The organism is Mycobacterium florentinum, from assembly GCF_010730355.1.
GTDB lineage: Bacteria > Actinomycetota > Actinomycetes > Mycobacteriales > Mycobacteriaceae > Mycobacterium > Mycobacterium florentinum.
Map to the genome: position 1 here is coordinate 1,271,064 of NZ_AP022576.1, position 19,058 is coordinate 1,290,121.

At 66.7% G+C, this 19,058-nt stretch carries 17 protein-coding genes; 7 read left to right on the forward strand and 10 right to left on the reverse strand.

The window, feature by feature from the left end; genetic code table 11:
* The first annotated feature begins 12 nt into the window (after positions 1 to 12).
* Entirely contained in the window at positions 13 to 645 is a 633-nt protein-coding gene (locus G6N55_RS05875) for an SAM-dependent methyltransferase (protein WP_139826823.1), read from the forward strand.
* Here the strand turns inward: G6N55_RS05875 and G6N55_RS05880 are convergent, their stop codons facing one another.
* A complete protein-coding gene (locus G6N55_RS05880; protein ID WP_085221987.1) occupies positions 646 to 1,080 on the reverse strand; it encodes a cellulose-binding domain-containing protein in 435 nt (144 codons plus the stop codon). It abuts the gene before it with no gap.
* A gap of 150 nt (positions 1,081 to 1,230) precedes the next feature.
* Here G6N55_RS05880 and G6N55_RS05885 point away from each other — a divergent pair, with 150 nt between their 5' ends.
* Complete coding sequence (locus G6N55_RS05885; protein ID WP_085221986.1) at positions 1,231 to 2,007, forward strand: DUF6065 family protein; 777 nt, start codon at positions 1,231 to 1,233, stop codon at positions 2,005 to 2,007.
* An 85-nt stretch (positions 2,008 to 2,092) separates the two neighbouring features.
* Positions 2,093 to 2,920, forward strand: coding sequence for a DUF6065 family protein (locus G6N55_RS05890; RefSeq protein WP_085221985.1), 828 nt, complete (start codon positions 2,093 to 2,095; stop codon positions 2,918 to 2,920).
* Positions 2,921 to 2,938: 18 nt separating this feature from the next.
* On the opposite strand, the gene G6N55_RS05895 is transcribed toward G6N55_RS05890, so the two are convergent.
* Complete coding sequence (locus G6N55_RS05895; protein ID WP_163667181.1) at positions 2,939 to 4,102, reverse strand: flavin-containing monooxygenase; 1,164 nt, start codon at positions 4,100 to 4,102, stop codon at positions 2,939 to 2,941.
* Between the two features lie 140 nt (positions 4,103 to 4,242).
* On the opposite strand from G6N55_RS05895, the gene G6N55_RS05900 reads away from it, so the two are divergent.
* From G6N55_RS05900 to G6N55_RS05910, 3 genes are all read left to right on the forward strand, one after another.
* Positions 4,243 to 5,448: a serine hydrolase domain-containing protein gene (locus G6N55_RS05900; RefSeq protein ID WP_169718488.1), complete on the forward strand. Its 1,206-nt coding sequence runs from the start codon at positions 4,243 to 4,245 to the stop codon at positions 5,446 to 5,448.
* A gap of 4 nt (positions 5,449 to 5,452) precedes the next feature.
* Complete coding sequence (locus G6N55_RS05905) at positions 5,453 to 5,992, forward strand: GNAT family N-acetyltransferase (protein ID WP_085221982.1); 540 nt, start codon at positions 5,453 to 5,455, stop codon at positions 5,990 to 5,992.
* A 79-nt stretch (positions 5,993 to 6,071) separates the two neighbouring features.
* On the forward strand, positions 6,072 to 9,245 hold the full coding sequence (locus G6N55_RS05910; protein WP_085221981.1) for an ATP-binding protein: 3,174 nt from the start codon (positions 6,072 to 6,074) through the stop codon (positions 9,243 to 9,245).
* A gap of 5 nt (positions 9,246 to 9,250) precedes the next feature.
* Here the strand turns inward: G6N55_RS05910 and G6N55_RS05915 are convergent, their stop codons facing one another.
* From G6N55_RS05915 to G6N55_RS05940, 6 genes are read right to left on the reverse strand one after another with little or no spacing between them, the layout of a single operon-like run.
* A complete protein-coding gene (locus G6N55_RS05915) occupies positions 9,251 to 11,932 on the reverse strand; it encodes a fumarate reductase/succinate dehydrogenase flavoprotein subunit (RefSeq protein ID WP_085221980.1) in 2,682 nt (893 codons plus the stop codon).
* Positions 11,929 to 12,672 carry an ABC transporter ATP-binding protein gene (locus tag G6N55_RS05920; protein ID WP_085221979.1) on the reverse strand — a complete coding sequence of 248 codons (744 nt, stop codon included), beginning with the start codon at positions 12,670 to 12,672 and terminating at the stop codon, positions 11,929 to 11,931. Before G6N55_RS05920 ends, G6N55_RS05915 begins: the two co-directional genes overlap by 4 nt.
* Positions 12,669 to 13,541: an ABC transporter permease gene (locus tag G6N55_RS05925; RefSeq protein ID WP_085221978.1), complete on the reverse strand. Its 873-nt coding sequence runs from the start codon at positions 13,539 to 13,541 to the stop codon at positions 12,669 to 12,671. Before G6N55_RS05925 ends, G6N55_RS05920 begins: the two co-directional genes overlap by 4 nt.
* A complete protein-coding gene (locus tag G6N55_RS05930; RefSeq protein WP_085221977.1) occupies positions 13,538 to 14,926 on the reverse strand; it encodes an ABC transporter substrate-binding protein in 1,389 nt (462 codons plus the stop codon). The genes G6N55_RS05925 and G6N55_RS05930 overlap by 4 nt, the downstream gene beginning before the upstream one ends.
* Positions 14,927 to 14,951: 25 nt before the next feature.
* Entirely contained in the window at positions 14,952 to 15,182 is a 231-nt protein-coding gene (locus G6N55_RS05935) for a 4Fe-4S dicluster domain-containing protein (protein ID WP_085221976.1), read from the reverse strand.
* A complete protein-coding gene (locus G6N55_RS05940; RefSeq protein WP_085221975.1) occupies positions 15,179 to 15,916 on the reverse strand; it encodes a GntR family transcriptional regulator in 738 nt (245 codons plus the stop codon). Before G6N55_RS05940 ends, G6N55_RS05935 begins: the two co-directional genes overlap by 4 nt.
* A gap of 239 nt (positions 15,917 to 16,155) precedes the next feature.
* On the opposite strand from G6N55_RS05940, the gene G6N55_RS05945 reads away from it, so the two are divergent.
* A complete protein-coding gene (locus tag G6N55_RS05945; protein WP_139826820.1) occupies positions 16,156 to 16,350 on the forward strand; it encodes a hypothetical protein in 195 nt (64 codons plus the stop codon).
* Here G6N55_RS05945 and G6N55_RS05950 read toward each other — a convergent pair.
* Complete coding sequence (locus G6N55_RS05950) at positions 16,347 to 17,741, reverse strand: aldehyde dehydrogenase family protein (RefSeq protein ID WP_085221973.1); 1,395 nt, start codon at positions 17,739 to 17,741, stop codon at positions 16,347 to 16,349. The two genes, G6N55_RS05945 and G6N55_RS05950, sit on opposite strands and share 4 nt — an antisense overlap.
* Positions 17,738 to 19,051 (reverse strand): flavin monoamine oxidase family protein, encoded by a 1,314-nt coding sequence (locus G6N55_RS05955; protein WP_085221972.1) that lies wholly within the window; start codon positions 19,049 to 19,051, stop codon positions 17,738 to 17,740. Before G6N55_RS05955 ends, G6N55_RS05950 begins: the two co-directional genes overlap by 4 nt.
* Positions 19,052 to 19,058: the final 7 nt, after the last annotated feature.

The window sequence follows — 19,058 nt, forward strand, 5'->3', positions numbered from 1 at the left end:
TTTCCGTCCGGATTGCAACGCATGGATTTCGACGCCCTGTACCGCGGCGAGAGCCCGGGCGAGGGTATCCCGCCGATGACCACCCCGCCGTGGGATACCAAGGCGCCCAAGGAGAACGTCATCGGCTGGCACACCGGCGGCTGGGTGCACGGCGATGTTCTGGACATCGGCTGCGGGCTCGGCGACAACGCCGTGTATCTGGCCAAAAACGGCTACTCGGTGACCGGCTTGGACATCTCCCCGACCGCGCTGATCACCGCCGAGCGGCGGGCCAAGGACGCCGGAGTCGACATCAGGTTCGCGGTGACCGACTCCACCAAGCTCGAGGGCTACACCGGCGCGTTCGACACCATCGTCGACAGCGGCATGTTCCACTGCCTCGACGACGAGGGCAAGCGCAGCTATGCGGCCGCCGCACACCGGGCGACCAAGCCGGGCGCCACGCTGCTGATCAGTTGCTTCTCCGACGCCAACCCGCCCGATCCGGACCGGCCACGGCCCGCGGTATCCGAGCAGACGCTGCACGACGTCCTCGGCGGCGCCGGGTGGGATATCGAAGCCCTGGAACCCGCCACGGTGCGACGCGAGGTCGACGGCAGCGAAATCGAAATGGCGTTCTGGTACGTCCGCGCGCGGCGCCGCTGACTACCCCACGGTGCAAGAGTATTGCCCGTTGACCACACAATTCGACGGCGGCGTGTAGGTACCACTCAGCACGCCCCGGAAACCACCCGTGGCTGTACCACCGGGACCGATCTCGCGATCCCAATTCGCGGGGGTGACCACATAGTGCGTGCCGGATTGGGTAACGGTGCTATTCCACGCGTGCAGGACCGATTGTCCCGCCGGCATGTCGAAGTCGATCCTCCAGTCGGCCAGCGGCGACATGTTCGGGTTGGTGACGGTGAAGTGGGCGATGAAACCGGTCTGCCAGGTATGTTCCACCTGCAACGTCGCCATGGCCGCGGCCGCGTCAGCCGCGGGTGCGCTGGCGAGTCCGAGGGTGGCAACTATCGCTGCCGACAGGGCTATGTGAAGCGCTGCGCGACAGCGCTTCACATAGCTGATAAGTCTGGCCATAGCAGCCAACACTAGAGCCAGACAGGCGATATCGGCCCTCGCATCGCGGGGTAGCTGCAGCAACTTTGCCCAACCGAAACCGTTATGAAATTTTCAGCCCCGATCCGACGCCGTGGTCATCGCGGCGCGTTCGCCGCTAATCTGACTCGCGTGAGCGACAACGCCGACGGGCCGGCCCGCCCGCTGATCGGGTTCATCACCGGCGACAACGCGCCGCAGATCACCCCGGCACCGGCCGGCCGGGCCTGGATGACAGCGCAGGCGGAGGCGGACAAGGGTTGGCCCAGTCGGTGTTTGCCGATGCTGATCGCCAACCAAAGCGGCTGGGAGTTGCGCAATCCGTGTGCCTTCACCGCCACCTGGATAGCTCAAGACGGCATGGACGTCATGATCGAGCCCGATCGGTACGTACCCGATCAGTTCCTGCCGGCCGGCCATTTCGGCAACGGCATCTTCACCTGGCGTCTGCCGATGCTGTTTCGCACTCCCCCGGGCTACAACCTGTTGGTCCGCGGGCCGGCGAACTATCCGAAGGACGGCGTGTGCGCGCTGGAGGGCATCGTCGAAACCGACTGGGCAAGTGCCAGTTTCAGCATCAACTGGAAAATCACCCGCAAATCGATGCCGGTGCGATTCGACATCGACGAGCCGATCTGCATGATCGTGCCGCAGCGGCGCGGCGAGCTCGAAGAGTTCGCGCCCGAAATCAGGCCCATCGCGGCCGATGAGGAGCTACAGCGCAAACATCAGTTGTTCCTTCGCGAACGCGACGCCACCAAGCACGCCGAACAACTCGCGCGAGTCGCCGCGGGAGAGCGAGTGGACTGGCAGGGTGACTACACGCGAGGCAAGCACCGAGATGGTGAGGCGGGCGCACCGGATCACCAGACTCGCCGTCAGCTGCGTCCCTTCGACGCGCCGGAATAGGCTGACACCGGCTGTTTTCTCGCATCGACCAGGTCTGACCCAAACCCCAAGCGAACTCCCAGGTTTCCCTTTTAGTCTCACTCAAGTGAGTGACAGGTCCGACGAGACGCCCCGTCCGTTGATCGGCTTCACTACCCGCGACAACGCGCCACCCATTGCCCCGGCACCCATTGGCCGCGCCTGGATGCCCGAGATGTCCAAGACGCGTACGGGTTGGCCGAATCGGTGTTTACCGATGCTGATCGCCAATCAAAGCGGCTGGGAGTTGCGCAATCCGTGCGCGTTCACCGCCACCTGGATGGGTCAGCCGAATGGCGTGGATGTGATGATCACACCCCATCAGCGCAACACCGGTCACCTGCTGCCGGCCAGCCATTTCGGAAACGGCATCCTGACCTGGCATCTGCCGATATTGTTTCGAACCCCGCCGGGCTACAACCTGTTGGTCCGCGGACCGGCGAACTATCCCAAGGACGCCATCTGCCCGTTGGAGGGCATCGTCGAAACCGACTGGACAAGTGCGAGTTTCAGCATGAACTGGAAGCTCACCCGCAAACTGATGCCGGTGCGATTCGACGTCGACGAGCCGATCTGCATGATCGTCCCGCAGCGCCGCGGCGAGCTCGAAGAGTTCGCCCCGGAACTCAAGAGCATCGAGTCCGATGAAGAGCTACACCGCAAGTACGAGTTCTTTCTTCGCTCCCGCAGCAGGGCAAAGCAAATCGAGCAACTGGCCCGGATCGATGCCGGAGAACAAGTGGAATGGCAGGGCGACTACACGCGGGGCAAACATACCGACGGCGAGGCGGGGGCACCGGATCACCAGACTCGCCGTCACCTTCGTTCCTTTGCTGAGCAACATCATGCGCAGCGCCACGAGGCGTCCTGGGACTTGGGCGCGCAACAGGGCTAGCAAGACAGCTCGGTTGATTCACCTGTGCTTCAACACCTCTCGCGGATACCGGGCGTACGAAGTCGACTGCGCGGCGATCTGCTTGGCGAGCTGCCGTGACTGCTTGCCCACATGCCTGATCAGCGACGGACGCAACTGGTAACCGATGAACCACAGCCCGGGCGCGGCCGGTTCGGGCGCCAGTCGCATCGGATAGCCCCTGTGGTCGAGGAGGCCGAGATGACCGACGACGGCTTGGAGCCCGGAGCGGAAGCCCGTCGCGCAGATCACAACATCGGGCTCTAACCGAGAGCCGTCGACCAGGGACACGGTGCTCCCGTCGAAGCTGTCGATCGTCTTGACCACCTCGATGGATCTATTCCTGATCGACTCGATCACGCCGGTATCGACAACGGTCGGCGGATCGTTGCGCGCCGCGCAGGCCGCGAACGGACCGTCGTCCGGGATGGGCAAGCCATACGGGGCGAGATCGCCGACGGTGCGCAGTCGGACGAAACGGGCGACCGCGTCGGCCACGGCAAGCGGGGCGTGATAAAGCGGAGCTGCGATGAGCTCCGGCGAGATCCCCTGGAACCCATTGCGTATCAAGATATTCGGTGGATTTCGAATCGCGAGCCATACCTTTGCCGCCACCGGCGCCACCGCGTGAGCGGCCTCCAGGCCGCCCGGGCCCGAGCCGACCACCAGTACCCGCTTGGCGGCGTGGTCGGCAGCATCGCGGAATTCCGACGAGTGCAGCAGTTCACCGGTGAAAGTGTTCAGCCGCGCCCACGCCGGAATGTACGGGGTGTTCGCATGGCCGGTCGCGATGACGACGTTGTCGGTGGCGATGTCGCCGTCGGACGTCACCACGGTCCAGCCACCCGGTTGCGAATCGATGCGCTCAACCGTGGTTCCCAGCATTAGCCTGATGCCGTCTTGGTGTGCGTAGCGATCGAAGTAGTCGGCGACCTGACCGCAGGTTGGAAATGTGGGCGTGCGCTTGGGATACGGGCGACCCGGCATATGCGAGAGTCGGTTAGGGGTATTGAGTCTGTCCATCTCGCCGCGGCTTCGCCACCAATTCGCCACCCGGTCCGCGCGCTCCAGCAGAATCGGTGCCACTCTCCGATCCCAAAGGCTGACCGCCGTGGAAACGCCGGCCGGGCCCGCGCCGACGATCACCGCACGTTCTTGGTGCATTTTCCTGGCCTCGACCTCATGACCCCAAGTTATCTTTATCTGATGGCATATGCAATCAGATTGCATGTGATCTCAGATACTCCCGTCATTCGGCCGGTGTGCTGCCGAGGACCTGACAACGCGCCGCTACCCTGATTCGCGTGAAGCTCGACGGCAATCAGACCTCCATCCGCGAGGTCTGCGATGCCGGCCTGCTCGCCGGTGCGGTAACGGTGGTATGGCAGCACGGAGAAACCCTGCAGGTCAACGAGATCGGCCACCGGGACGTCGGCGCGGGCCTGCCGATGCAGCGAGACACGCTGTTTCGCATCGCGTCGATGACCAAACCGGTCACCGTGGCCGCGATCATGAGCATGGTCGACGAGGGCAAACTGACGCTCAAAGACCCGATCGCGCGCTGGGCGCCGGAACTGGCCGGCCCGCGGGTGCTCGACGACCCGCGTGGTCCGCTGGACCGCACGCACCCGGTCAACCGGGCGATCCTGATCGAGGATCTGCTGACCCATACCAGCGGTCTGGCCTACGGATTTTCGGTATCCGGGCCGATCTCCCGGGCCTACCTGCGGCTGCCGTTCAATCAGGGCCCGGATATCTGGCTCGAGGAGCTGGCCAAGCTTCCGTTGGTGCATCAGCCGGGCGAACGGGTCACCTATAGCCACTCCATAGATCTGTTGGGCGTCATCGCTTCTCGTGTCGACGGCAAGCCGTTCCACGAGGTGCTCGACGAGCGGATCCTGGGCCCGGCGGGCATGCCCGACACCGGATTCTTCGTCACACCCGAAGCCCGGCGACGTGCCGCGACGATGTATTCGCTCGACGACGATCACCAACTGCGCCACGACGTGATGGGGCCGCCGCACATCAGGCCACCGTCGTTCTGCAATGCCGGCGGCGGATTGTGGTCGACCGCGGACGACTACCTGCGGTTCGTCCGGGTGCTGCTCGGCGACGGGACCGTCGACGGCGTGCGGGTGTTGTCGCCCGAATCGGTGCGCCTGATGCGGACCGACCGGCTCACCGACGACCAGAAGCGGCACGACTTCCTGGGGGCGCCGTACTGGATGGGACGCGGGTTCGGGTTGAACCTGTCGGTGGTGACCGACCCGGCGAAGTCAGCACCGCTGTTCGGGCCGGGCGGCATGGGAACGTTCAGCTGGCCGGGCGCCTACGGGACGTGGTGGCAGGCGGATCCGTCGGCGGATCTGATCCTGCTGTATCTGATTCAGAACATGCCCGACCTGACCGTGGACGCGGCCACCGCCGTCGCGGGCAACACGTCGTTGGCGAAACTGCGCACCGCGCAACCGAAGTTCGTCCGCCGCACATATCAAGCGCTCGATCTCTAGTGCCGTGGTCGCCCACCCACCCGATCGCATCGTCGGCCCGCGGCTGGTGCTGCGGCTGCCCACGCTCTCCGACGCCGGCGCGCTGTACCAACGGGTCGCCCGCGATCGCGCGGTGACGAAATATCTGCTCTGGTCGCCGCATCCCGATGTGGCGACGACGCGGCGGGTGATCGCCGAGAAGCTCAACGCCAGCGACGACGAGCGAACCTGGGCCGTCGAACTGCGGCATAGCGGCGACGTCATCGGGCTGACCAGCTGCCGGCGCTCGGCGCCCGACTCGGTCGAGATCGGTTACTGCCTGGGCCGGAAGTGGTGGGGCAAGGGTCTGATGTCCGAGGTGCTGGACATGCTGCTGACCGCCCTGCGCGCCGACCCGGAGTTATCGCGCGTCTGGGCGACCTGCAGCGTCGACAACGTGCGATCGGCGCGCCTGCTGGAGCGGGCCGGGTTCGTGCTGGAGGCCCGGCTGGCACGCCACGCCGTCTACCCCACGATCGGACCCGAGCCGCGGGACGCCCTGCGCTACGGCATGACCCTGCGCTGAGTGTGCTGCCCCGACTTCGGCGCCGGACCTTATTCTGGGAAGGCCCGAAGCTGTGGGACCCGGATTGTCGGAGGCGTGCATGACGGCCGCAATTGTCTGCCACACCTGTGGGATCGAACCGCTGGAGAGCGCCCGGTTTTGTCACGGATGTGGCTCACCGGTTGCCCAGGCCGATACCCCCGCGGAGTACAAGCAGGTGACGGTGCTGTTCGCCGACGTGGTGCGTTCCATGGACATGGCGACGGCCGTGGGTCCGGAACGGTGGCGCGAGATCATGGCCGAACTCGTCACCCGCTCGGCGGCCGTGGTGCAGCGTTACGGCGGGACACTCGACCAGTTCACCGGTGACGGCATCATGGCCGTATTCGGCGCGCCGACCGCTTTGGAGGATCACGCCTTACGGGCGTGTCTGACCGCGCTTGGTGTTCTAGAGGAAGCCAAGCGTCTGGCCGTCGAAATCCTTGGCCGCGACGGTGTCGATTTGCGGCTGCGGCTGGGCCTCAACTCCGGCCAGGTGGTCGCCGGCAAGATCGGTTCTGCCGGTTTGCGTTACACCGCGATCGGCGTACAGGTCGGGATGGCCCAGCGAATGGAATCGGTCGCATCGCCCGGCACGGTCATGCTGAGTGAGTCCACCTCGCGGCTGGTTGAGGGCGCGGCGGTGCTCGGAGAGCCGCAGCTGGTGCGGATCAAGGGCAACGAAGATCCGGTGCCGGCCCGCCAGCTGCTGAGTGTGCCCGGACAACTCGAACGGACCGGTGCCGCCTATGCGCCGTTGGTGGGCCGCGAATGGGAAGTGTCGGCGTTGGCTGCGATGCTCGATCGCTCGATCGGCGGACGTGGGTCTGTGGTTTCGGTGGTGGGTCCGGCCGGCGTCGGGAAGACCCGACTCGTCCGGGAGGTCATGCAACTGGCGAAAAGCCGTGGCGTTGAGGTGTTTACCACCTTTTGTGAATCGCACGCCACCAATGTCTCGTTCCGCGTAGTGGCGCGCCTGTTGCGCGCCTTCGGCCATTTGCGCGGCCTCGACGATCAGGAGGCGCGGGCGCGGATACGCGAGCAAGTTCCCGACGCCGATCCGCAGGACCTGCTGCTGCTCGATGAGCTACTTGGCATAGCTGATGCCGCGGTTGCGCTGCCCAAGATCGATCCGGCCGCACGGCGGCGGCGGCTGACCGCGCTGATCAACGCGGCCCAGCTGGCCCGCAGCGAACCCGCGGTCTTCGTCGTCGAGGATGCGCACTGGATCGACGAGGTAAGCGAATCCATGCTGATGGACTTGCTTGCGGTGATCGCGCACACCCGTTCGATGGTAATGGTGACCTTCCGTCCCGAATATCGGGGAGCGCTGGGGCGCGTCGCGGACGCGCAGACGATCGCCCTTGGGGCACTTACTGATTCGGAGACCTCGACCCTGGTAGCCGAATTGCTGGGCGCCGACCCGTCAGTGGACCAGATCGGCGACATCGTCGCCGGGCGTGCCGCCGGCAACCCGTTCTTCGCCGAGGAGATGATCCGTGAGCTCGCCGAACGGGGCGTGCTGGTGGGCCGGCGCGGTAGCTACGCCTGCAACACCGACGTCGGAGATGTCCGGGTGCCGGCCACGGTGCAGGCGACCATCGCCGCCCGCATCGATCGGCTGGGCCCGGCGGCCAAGCACACGCTCAGCGCGGCGGCGGTCGTCGGGCCCCGCTTCAGCCTTGATCTGCTGGCCGGCCTGGGCATCGATGCATCGGTCGACGAATTGATCTCCGCCGAGCTTGTCGACCAAGTACGGTTCACGCCCCGAGCCGAATATGCGTTCCGGCACAACCTGATTCACGCTGTGGCCTACGAATCGCAACTGAAATCCGATCGCGTCCAGATGCATCGACGGCTGGCCGGGGCGATCGAAGCCCGCGAGCCACAATTGGCCGACCAAAACGCCGCGCTGATCGCCGAACATCTAGAGGTCGCCGGCGATCTGCACGCCGCCTACGGCTGGCACATGCGCGCCGGATCGTGGGCCCACAAGCGCGACATCAACGCCGCGCGGCTGAGCTGGGAGCGCGCCATCCGGATTGCCGATTCCCTACCCGTCGACGACCCGAACCTGGCGGTCATGCGGATCGCTCCCCGCACCATGCAGTGCGGGCTCGCGTTTGTGGCCCGCGCCGACGTCGCGGGCGCCCGGCTGGACGAATTGCGCGAGCTGTGTGGCGCTGCCGGGGACAAGGCGTCGCTGGCCATAGGGATGGCGGGGTTGGTGATGCATCACGCGTATCAGGCGCGGACACCCGAGGCGTCGCGGCTGGCGTCCGAAGCGATGGCCCTCATCGAGTCGATCGACGATCCGAATTTGACTGTGGGACTGTCCTTTGCGGGCATCTACGCCAAGGCCATGAACAACGAGTGGAGTGACACGCTGCGATGGTCGCAGCGGGTGGTCGAGCTGGCCGACGGCAACCCGTCCAAAGGCAAAGTGATTTTCGGTTCGCCGGTAGCGCTTGCCTTCACGACGCGCGGAATCGCCCGGTACTGGCTGGGTCTGCCGGACTGGTCCGATGACCTGGAGCAGGGCCTGACCCTGGCCCGCGGCGCCGACCACATGTCCTATGCCACGGTCGTCAGCTACGTCTACTTCATGGGGATACCGATTGGCGCCCTGACGGCCGACGATGCGGCGGTGCGCGAAATCGAGGATGCCCTCCGAATCGCCGAACGATCCAGCGACGACCTCGCGTTGGCCTTCGCGCAGATGACGTTGGGTGTCGCGTTGGTCGAGCGACCAACAGCCACCGAACGTGAACGTGGACAAGCGGTTTTGACCGAAGTCGCCGAAGTCTTCCAGCTTCGGGGGCATAACCTCGGTGAGCTACCGTTGGTGAATGTCTACCTGGCCCGGGAGATGGCGCGGCGCGGAGATCGTGACAGCGCCATACCGCTGATGCGTACCGCCGTCGACAAGCTGTTCCGGGACGGACGACCGCTGGCGTGGGCGGTACCGGCGGCAGGGGTGCTGGCGCACACATTGCTCGAGAGCGGGACCGAAAGTGATGTGGCCGAAGCCCAGGCCACAATCGAGCGGTTGGCGACGGCACCGCCCGACGACGGCCTGAACATGCGCGAGATCGTGCTGTTGCGGCCGCGAGCGCTGCTGGCGCGGGCTCGTGGCGATACGGCAACGTATGAAAGCCTGCGGGATCGCTACCGCGACCTGGTGACGTCGGCCGGCTTCGACGGGCATATCGCTTGGGCGAAGGCGATGCCGTAACTTCCTCAGGCGTGATCCAACGCCCGGCGCGCATACGCCCGCACGTCGGCGTCGCTGTCCTTGAGCGCGATCCCCAGTGCATCACGCGCGGCGGCGTCATCGGCCCAGCGAGTCAGGCTCAGGACCGCCGCCTTGCGCACGTCGAGGTGTGCGTCGGACAGCGCATCGGCCAGCCGCGGCACCGCGAGTTCGGTCGCGGCCCCGGCCAGCGCCCGGGCCGCGCCCTCGCGTATCTGCCATGCCGGTGCCTGCAACGCACGTTCGACGGCAGCGAAATCATCTTGACTGCACCCTAATTCACCCAGTGCCGCGAGTGCGGCCGCACGCACCAACGGATCGGGGTCGGCAATCAGCGCGCTGACCGCCTCGACACCGGCCCGCAACGTGGCCAGGCCGGCGGCCGCGGCGATGCGGACCTCCCGGCTCTCGTCACGAGTCGCCGCCTCCACCCCGTCGACGTCGTCGACCGAGACCAGCGCGCGCACCGCCTCGATCCGCACCCGGTGGTCGGGATCGTCGAGCGCGCGCCGGTATTGGCCGGCCGCACCGGCCCGGCGTGCGGACAGCAGGTAGACGGTGGCCGCACGCACGACCGTATCGGCCGACAGCAGATACGGCTCGGCTCCGGCCGGGTCGGGCAGCACCTCGACCAGTTCGCGGATGCCCTCGGCGCTGGTGCGGCGCACCCCCGCGTCGGCGTCGTCGAGCGCGGCGAACAGCGCGGGCGCATAGCCGTCCGGAATGGACTCGGTGAGCGTCGCCACGGCGGTCCGGCGCACCCCGGGATCGGCGTCGGCCAGATACGGTTGCAGGTCGGCGATCGTCGGCTCCTCGAGGGCGAGGACCTCGGCGATCCGCGGCGACGGCGGCTCGAACGTGGTTGCGGCCGAGGCGATTCGCGAGCCGGCGGTGGCCGGCGCTTTGCCGCCGACCAGCGGCGGCTGCTCCACCTCGTGCACCTTCTGGTCGGCCGGCGGCAGCCCGTCCAGCTCCGGGACCGAGACCAGGTACGGGGCCACCGGGCGCTTCAGGAATGCCATCTCGCCGTCGGGTCCCTTACGCAGATTCAGGTGATAACCCCACTCGCTGTCGTCACGCACCGGCATGTCGGCGCGTTCGTGGTAGAGGCCCCAACGAGATTCGGTGCGGGTAAGCGAGGATCGCGCCGCCATCTCGGCGCAGTCCCGGATGAACGACACCTCGACGGCCCGCATCAGCTCGTGCGGATTGCGGGCCCCCATCCCGGCGATCTCGTCTTGCATCCGGTCGAAGGTGCGCACCGCGATCGACAGCTTGGCCGCCGTCTTCGGCGGGGCCACATAGTCGTTGACGAACCGACGCAGCTTGTATTCCACCTGCGGCTGCGGCGGCCCGTCCGGGTGCCGCAACGGCCGGTAGATCAGCTCATGCGCGTCCCGCAGCTGGTCTTCCGGGAGTTGCTGTGGTGCAGCGACTTCCGTCCGTATCGAGGCGGCGTGCGTGCCGGCCAGATCGCCGAACACGAAGGCCCCGATCATGTAGTTGTGCGGGACACAGGCCAGATCACCCGCGGCATACAGGCCGGGCACCGTGGTCCGCGCGTGCTCGTCTACCCAGACCCCCGAAGCAGAATGTCCACTGCACAGCCCGATTTCGGAGATATGCATCTCGATGTCGTGCGTCCGGTAGTCGTGCCCGCGGTTGGCGTGGAAGGTGCCCCGGGTGGGCCGCTCGGTGGTGTGCAGAATGTTCTCCAGCGCGGTCAGCGTCTCGTCCGGCAAGTGCGACACCTTGAGATAGATCGGCCCGCGCGCCGAGTCGATCTCGCTTTTGACCTCGGACATCATCTGCCCCGACCAGTAGTCGGAGTCGACGAATCGCTCGCCGTCGGCATTGACCTGGTATCCGCCGAACGGATTGGCCACATAGGCGCAGGCCGGGCCGTTGTAGTCCTTGATCAACGGATTGACTTGAAAGCACTCGATACCGGACAGCTCGGCGCCCGCGTGATAGGCCATCGCGTACCCGTCACCGGCGTTGGTCGGGTTCTCGTAGGTGCCGTACAGGTAGCCCGACGCGGGCAGCCCGAGCCGGCCGCACGCTCCCGTCGACAGGATCACCGCCTTGGCGCCGATGGCGACGAATTCGCCGGTGCGCGTGTTCAATGCGGCGGCCCCGACGGCCCGGCCCTCGTCCACCAGCACGCGCACCGGCATCAGCCGGTTCTCGATCTGGATCTTCTCACGCATCGACCGTTGCCGCAGCACCCGGTACAGCGCCTTCTTGACGTCCTTGCCTTCGGGCATCGGCAACACGTAGGAACCCGAGCGATGCACCCGGCGCACCGCGTACTCGCCGTGCTCGTCCTTCTCGAACTTCACCCCATAGCGTTCCAGCCGCTGCACCATCGCGAAGCCGCGGCTGGCCGTCTGATAGATAGTGCGCTGGTTGACGATTCCGTCGTTGGCGCGGGTGATCTCCGCGACGTAGTCCTCCGGTTCGGCCTTGCCCGGGATGACGGCGTTGTTGACCCCGTCCATGCCCATTGCCAGCGCACCGGAGTGCCGCACGTGGGCCTTCTCCAGCAGCAGCACCTGCGCGCCGTTCTCGGCGGCCGACAGTGCCGCCATGGTTCCCGCGGTGCCACCGCCGATCACCAGCACGTCACAGTCCAGGCGCACCGGCGTCAGATCTGGGGCTTCCATCATGCTGCCACCGCCGAATGATCGAGCGCGGCAATGACTTCGGCGCGCAGCGCGGTGCGCTGCTGATCGATGCGCGGCTCCGGGACGTCGACCAGGGCACGCAGCGGCCGGCCGGCCTTGCCGAGTACGGCGATGCGGTCACCCAGCAGCAGCGCCTCGTCGACGTCGTGGGTGACGAACACGATCGTCGTCGGATGCGCGCTCCAGGTCTCGATCAGCAATCGCTGCATGGCCGTGCGAGTTTGGGTGTCCAGCGCGCCGAACGGCTCGTCCATCATCACCGCACGCGGCGTCCCGGCCAGGCCGCGGGCCAGTTGCACCCGCTGACGCATACCGCCGGACAGGCTCTTGGGCAGGTAGTCGCCGAAGCCGGTGAGTCCGAGCTCGGCGATCCAGCGGTCGGCCTCCGCGCGGCGGCCGGCCCGCGGCACCCCGCGCAACCGCAGTGCCAGCTCGATGTTGGACCGCACGGTGCGCCACGGCAGCAAGGCGTTGTCCTGGAACACCATTGCGCGGTCGCCCGAGGTGGTGGTCACGTCGGCGCCGTCGGCCAGGATCCGGCCGGCGTCGGGTCGCAGCAGTCCCGCCACGGCACGCAGCACGGTCGACTTGCCGCAGCCCGAGGGGCCGGTGAGCACCAGGATCTCCCCCGGGCGCACGGCCAGGCTCAGCCCGTCGATCACCGGACCTCCGGTGTAGGACAAGCGAACTCGTTCCAGCTCCAAGCTCATACCGACAGTCATCGCTGCTCCTCCTCTGCGCGCGGCAGCCAGCTGGTCACCCGGCGGCCCATGACCTCGACGGCCGCGGCGGTCGCGAATCCGAGCACACCGATCGTGATGATGCCGACGAACACCTGGGGGTAGGCCAGCACGGTGTAGTCCTGCCAGGTGCGATAACCGATGCCGAGACGGCCCGAGATCATCTCCGCGGAGATCACGCAGATCCACGCCACCCCCATGCCGACCGACAAGCCGCCGAACACTCCCGGCAGGATGCCCGGCAACACGACCTGTTTCAGCACGTCCCACCGGTTGCCGCCCAGGGTGCGCACCGAGTCCTCCCACAGGGTGGGCAGCGCCCGAACAGCGTGCCGGGTGCTGACCATGATCGGGAAGTAGGCCGCGAGGAAGGTGATGAACACGATCCCGGCCTCGTCGGTCGGGAACAGCAAGATCGCCACCGGAACCATCGCGATCGCCGGGATGGGCCGGGCCAGTTCGGCGAGCGGACCGAAGGTGTTGGCGAACAACCGGGAACGGCCCAGCAGCACGCCCGTCGCGACGCCGATCACGGCGGCCAGCCCGAAGCCGGTGAGAATCCGGATCAGCGACTGCGCCAGGTCAAGCCAGTACTCGTAGGTGCCGAGCCGGCGCTGCAGCGCGTGGACGATCTCGGTGACGGTGGGCAGCGTGTCGAATCGCAGCAGCAGCCGCACCTTGTCGGCGGTGAGCACCTGCCACAACCCGATCGCGGCGGCGACCGAGGCGAGCCGCAACAGCCGCCATTGCCAGGGCGAGGTGGTCCGCCGCGGTGTGCGGATCGCGGGGACCGCGTCGACGACGTGGCCGGTGACCGGGGCTGCCGGATCGCCGGTCAGGTAAGCAGTCATACCGAACCTCCAAGGGCCTGCTGGTAATTGACGATTGTGCCGCCGGGGTGGGTGGCAAGATAGCGATGCGCGCCGGCCGGGGTTCCGAACGGCAGGTAGTGCTGGCCGTCTTGCACCCAGACCGCCTTGTCGGCGAACCAGCGGGTGCCCAGTTCGGCGTCGGGAACATAGGCGGCACGCACTTTGGCGCCGTGGGCCGTCGCGTCCCGCACCGCCCGCAGCAGGCCGGTCGGATTGGCGAGTGTCTGGGTGGCGTCGGATCCGTCCAGCCACAGCTCGCTGGCCAGGGCGGGATCGCCGCTGAGCACGGACGGATTGGCGGTCGCGGCCCGGGTCGCGTCGTAGTTGCGCCCGCGGGCGCCGAACACGGCACGCAACGGCGCGTCCTGGACGAAGCCGGCGACGTCGAGTTCGGCGAAGTCGCCGATCGACTTCAGGTACGGCACATCGTTTTTCAGCGCCTCGACGAGTGCTGGTTTGAGCGTGGTGTCGAATGACGTGCCGCCGGGACCGTTGTAGAGGTAGACCACTTCGGGCGGTAGCCCGCTGGCCTGCGCGACGATCCGGGCCGCCTCGAGCGGCTTCTGGTTGAGGAAGTCGGTGGCGTCGAGCTGCGACTGCAGGAAAGCTGCCAGCACCTCGGGATGCGACGACGCATACGCGCGACGTACCACCACGCCGTGCAGGGTCGGCAGGTTCAGCTCGGCGCCGTCGTACAGCAGTTTGGCCTTGCCCTGGAACACCAGCAGTCCGGGCCAGGCGACGAATTGCGAAAGCCCCTGTACCTGACCGGACTCCAGGGCAGACGCGCCGACCTGCGGCTGCTGGTTGAGCACCTCGACACCCTTGATCCCGCCCCTGTCCAGGGCGCGCATCAGCGTGCCGTGACCGGCCGAGCCCACACTCGCCGAGACCTTCGAGCCGGCCAGGTCGTTCAGCGTGGTGGCCAGCGAACCGGGCGCCACCACAACCATGTTCAGCGCGCCCTTGGGGTTGTAGCCGGTGATCGAGACGATTTCGGTTTTCGCCAGCGGATTGGCCTGCGTCTTGGAGCCGTTGATCAGCATGGGGTAATCCCCCATCGAGCCGATGTCGATCTTTTCGGCCAGCATCTGCGCGGTGATCGGGGCGCCGGTGTCGTAATCCTGCCAGCGGACCGCGTATTTGGTGCCGGTGCGGGTGGTGATGTCGGCGAGCCGGCGCTCCAGGTAGCCCTGGGCGCGCAGCAGCGTCCCGGCGGTCACGGTGTTGATCGTCTTGGACTGGTAGCCGATGACGACGTTGACCACACCGGAGGACGCCGAGAGTGATTCCAGCGAGCAACCGGACACCACCGCGATGATCACGGCCGCGACCGACACCAGCGCAGTGGCGTGTCGTTTCATGAAAAATCCTGGGCTGTAGGGTATTTCAGCGAAGTAGATACGGCATGTTGACCGTGACGGCACCGGTCGGGCAGCGGGCCGCGCAGGGGCCGCAGTACCAGCATTCGTCGACGTGCATGAACGCCTTGCCGGTGTCCGGATTGATGGCCAGCGCGTCGAGCGGACAGACGTCGACGCAGAGCGTACAGCCGTCGATACACAGCGACTCGTCGATCGTGACCGGCACGTCGACCCGGTTGTTGTTGACCAGCGTCATGGCTTGCTCCTAATGAGGTGGCCGCGCATCGTGATTCGATCGCCGCGCATCCGGATGTATTCGAGGTCGACGGGCCTGCCGTCGTCGAGACTGGTCAGACGCTCGAGCATCAGCAGCGCCGACCCGTCGGGCACGTGCAGGGTGGCCGCCGAATGCACATCGGCGGGGATGGCCTCCAGCGCCAGCGATGCCTCGCCCAGCCGGTGTCCGCTCACCTGCTCGATCAGGGCGAAGAGGTCGTTGGTTTCCAGCGGGTGATCCAGAATCTGCGCTCCGATATCCGGGGCGAGATAGGTCAGGTCGAGGCTGAGCGGCAAATCACCGAGGTAGCGCAACCGCTCGATGAACACCGCCTGCTCGCCGGGCTCCAGCCGCAGCCGGCTGGCCACCGCCGGCGGAGCGACCACCGGCATGGCGGCGCGCACCTCGTTGCGGACCTCGCCGATGTGTTTGAAGGTCTCTTTCAATCCCAGCAGCGAGTCGATCCGGTGGTCGTACTTGCGCTGGGCGACGTGGGTGCCGACCTTGGGTCCACGGTCGATCAAACCCTCGTGCTTGAGGATGCCCAGCGCCTCGCGAATGGTGTTGCGGGACACCGTGAACTCGGCCGACAAGTCGCTGTCGGGCGGCAGGCCGTCCGGATAGGCGCCGGCGTGGATCTGCTGGCGCAGCACATCGGCCACCCGGCGGGCACGGTCGGCCCGGGGTCCGCGAATGGGTATCGCCTCAGCCACGCCGCCACGCTAACGCAGCTCAGGGCCATATTTCGGGTGGGCAATCGGCGCCCGCCGCCGCCTTGCGTATTGCGCCACGGGATGTTCGGCTACGACCAGCTAAAACCTGGACCTGTAGGGATATTGCGCCACCTTGGAGCGGACGTGCCCTTTGTGATCGCGATGAGCGGAACCGATTGCGCCCTGCGAGGAGCGCGGCATTATCCGCATTCCGCCAAAGTCATTGCAACCGGTTGGTTTTGCTCACGCTGCACGAACCGCCGCTGGGCTTCATTGACCGGCATGGCCAAGTGATGTGCCGTGCGCAGGATTTCCGCGGCGCGCTCGCCGACAACGACGCATGGCGCCTGGTCGAAATCACACCGGCGGTGCTGCGGGCCGTGCTGGAAACGGGCCTTGATCCGTGGGCCGAACAGCAGCATCGGCGATGCTAGCGCCGACCGTGATTGAGGTAGATGTGTTTGGACTCGAGGTATTCCTCTAGCCCGTGCGCGCCCAGCTCACGACCGATGCCGGACTGTTTGAACCCACCCCAGGGTGCCTGCAGCGGCGCTGCCTGCGTCTCGTTCACCCACACCACGCCCGCCCGGATCGCGCGGCCGGCTGTCAGGGCCAGGCTCAGGTCCGAGGTCCACAGCGTCGCGGCCAGACCGTACGGACTGTCGTTGGCCATCCGGAGCACCTCGTCGGTTTCGGTGAATCGCACCACCGCCATGACCGGGCCGAAGATCTCTTCCCGCGCGACGACCGCCGTGTGCGACACCTCCAGCACAGTGGGCGCCACGAAAAAACCGTTCTCGAGGGCAGGGTCGGTTGGCAGCCGACCGCTGACGGCGACGTTGCCTTCCTTCTCGCCGATGCGGATGTACTCCGTTACCCGCTCCTGCTGAGCCCGGCTCACCAAGGGACCCATCGTAGTATCTGGATCCAGCCCGGCGCCCAGTTCGAGGTCGGCCGCAATTGCGCAAATACCTTCCAGCACTTCGTCATACACGTCCGCGTGGAGGTAGACGCGCGAACCCGAGGAGCATATCTGCCCCTGGTTTGCGAACACCCCCGCCGCGGTGCCGGCGATGGCCGCCGCAACGTCGGCGTCCGGGAAGACGATGTTCGGCGATTTGCCTCCCAGCTCCACCCCGACCCGCTTGATCGAATCCGCCGCCGAACGCAACACAAGCCGGCCCACCGCGGACGACCCGGTGAACGACACCTTGTCCACCCCGGGGTGTGCGACGAGGGCGGCGCCCGCTCGGGCGCCGCCCGTCGCCACCTGAAACACCCCGTCCGGCAATCCCGCTTGCGCGAAGATCTCCGGCAACCGCAACGAGGTAAGCGGTGTCTGCTCGGCCGGTTTCAGGATCACGCTGCAACCGGCAGCCAATGCTGGAGCTACCTTTTGGGCGGCCAGCATCAGGGGGTAGTTCCACGGGGTGATCGCGGCAACAACCCCGACGGGTTCATGGATGACGATGCTCAACGCCTCGGCCGACACGGGGAAGCTCTCCCCCGCCAATTTTGTCGGCCAGCCGGCGTAATACTCCAGAATCCGGGCGGCTTCCGCCACGTCCCACTGCGCTTCGGCCAGCGGCTTGCCGACATCCAGCGACTCGAGCCGGGCCAGCTCGTCGGCGTTGGCGCGCACCAACTCCGCGGCACGTGCGAGCACTCGCCCACGCTCGTCGTCGGGCGTACCCGGCCACCACTGGCCGCCGTCGAACGCACGGCGCGCCGTGGCCACGATGCGGTCGACGGCGCCTTCGTCCATGTCTTCGATGGACGAGATCTGTTGCGCGGTGGCCGGGTCGAGAACCTCGATCGTGTTCATCCGTGCACCAACGCTTCGGCTGCCGCGGCGCGACCGGTGCGAACCGCACCTTCCATATAGCCCGCCACCCACTGATCGGAGCCGCACACGTAGAACGGTGGCTCGTGGGTGCCGTGCAGTGGGCCCACTCGATGGACATCGCCGGGACGCCACTGGGTCACGTATCCCTGTGTCCAGGTATCTGTCCCCCACAACCGTTCGAAAGTCGCGACGGGGCTCAACGCCTGCGCTCCGAACCAGCTGGCGAGTTCGGCAAGCGCCTCCTCCCGGCGGTACTGCGTCGACGTGGACAGGTAGGCGGCGATCCGCTCGGGCGGAACCAGGCAAGAGAGCACACCCTCGGTCTGCGGCCACGAGGACCCCAGGATGCCTTCGGATTCCGTCAAACCGTTCTGTCCCCGATCGCGCCAGAACGGCCGCGTATATGCGGCAACGAATTTCGCGGCCAGGGCGTGCCGCTGCCGGTGCAGCGACTGCATCCGGGCATCCGACACGCCCTCCACCGTGATGTCGCGCAACGGTCCCGCCGGCAGCGAGCTCACCACCGCATTCGCCTGGATCAACTCGCCCGAGATCAGTTGCACGGTGCTGCTTCCCGGCGCCACCTTGATCGCGCGGACGGGGGAATTCAATCGAATGCGGTCCCCCAACTCGGCGGCCATCCGCAGCGCGACCGTCGCCGAGCCCTCGGCCACCCGAAGGTTTTCCCATTCGTCATACGAGTACAGCTCCTTGCTCGGCATGCTGGCCGCCTTGCGCAGCAATGCGAGCAGCGAAGTGCGTTCGAACGAACCCGAACTCAGCCCCAACTGGCCGGCCTCGAGCGCACGCCGTACGTTCGGTGTCGCACCGATGCTGCCCAGCCAGCTCATCACCGGCATGGTGTCCAGCGACATCGCGTCCGGGTGCGACCACGGGTCGTCGGCATCGACGGTCGCGGCGAGCGCCGCGAACTCCCGCTTGACGGCGTGCATGCTGCGGTGATCCTCGTCGGAGAACCACGACGGCTCGTCACCGACGTAGACATCGTCATGCAGGATGTAGGTGAGCTCACCCGGCTCGGCGACGTAACTCGGAATCAGGGTGAGTCCGAGTTCGGCGACCAGTTGCTGATATGCGGTGTGCCCGTTGCCCACTACCTCACCACCGAGCTGGACGATGCGGCCGTCGTCGAGCGTAACCTGCTCGACACGTCCGCCCACTCTGCCGCGGGCCTCGAGAACGACAACGTCGGCGCCGGCCCCCATCAGGTCGCGGGCAGCGGACAGGCCGGATAGGCCGGCACCCAGAACTGCTACATCGTAAGGCATTGTCTTA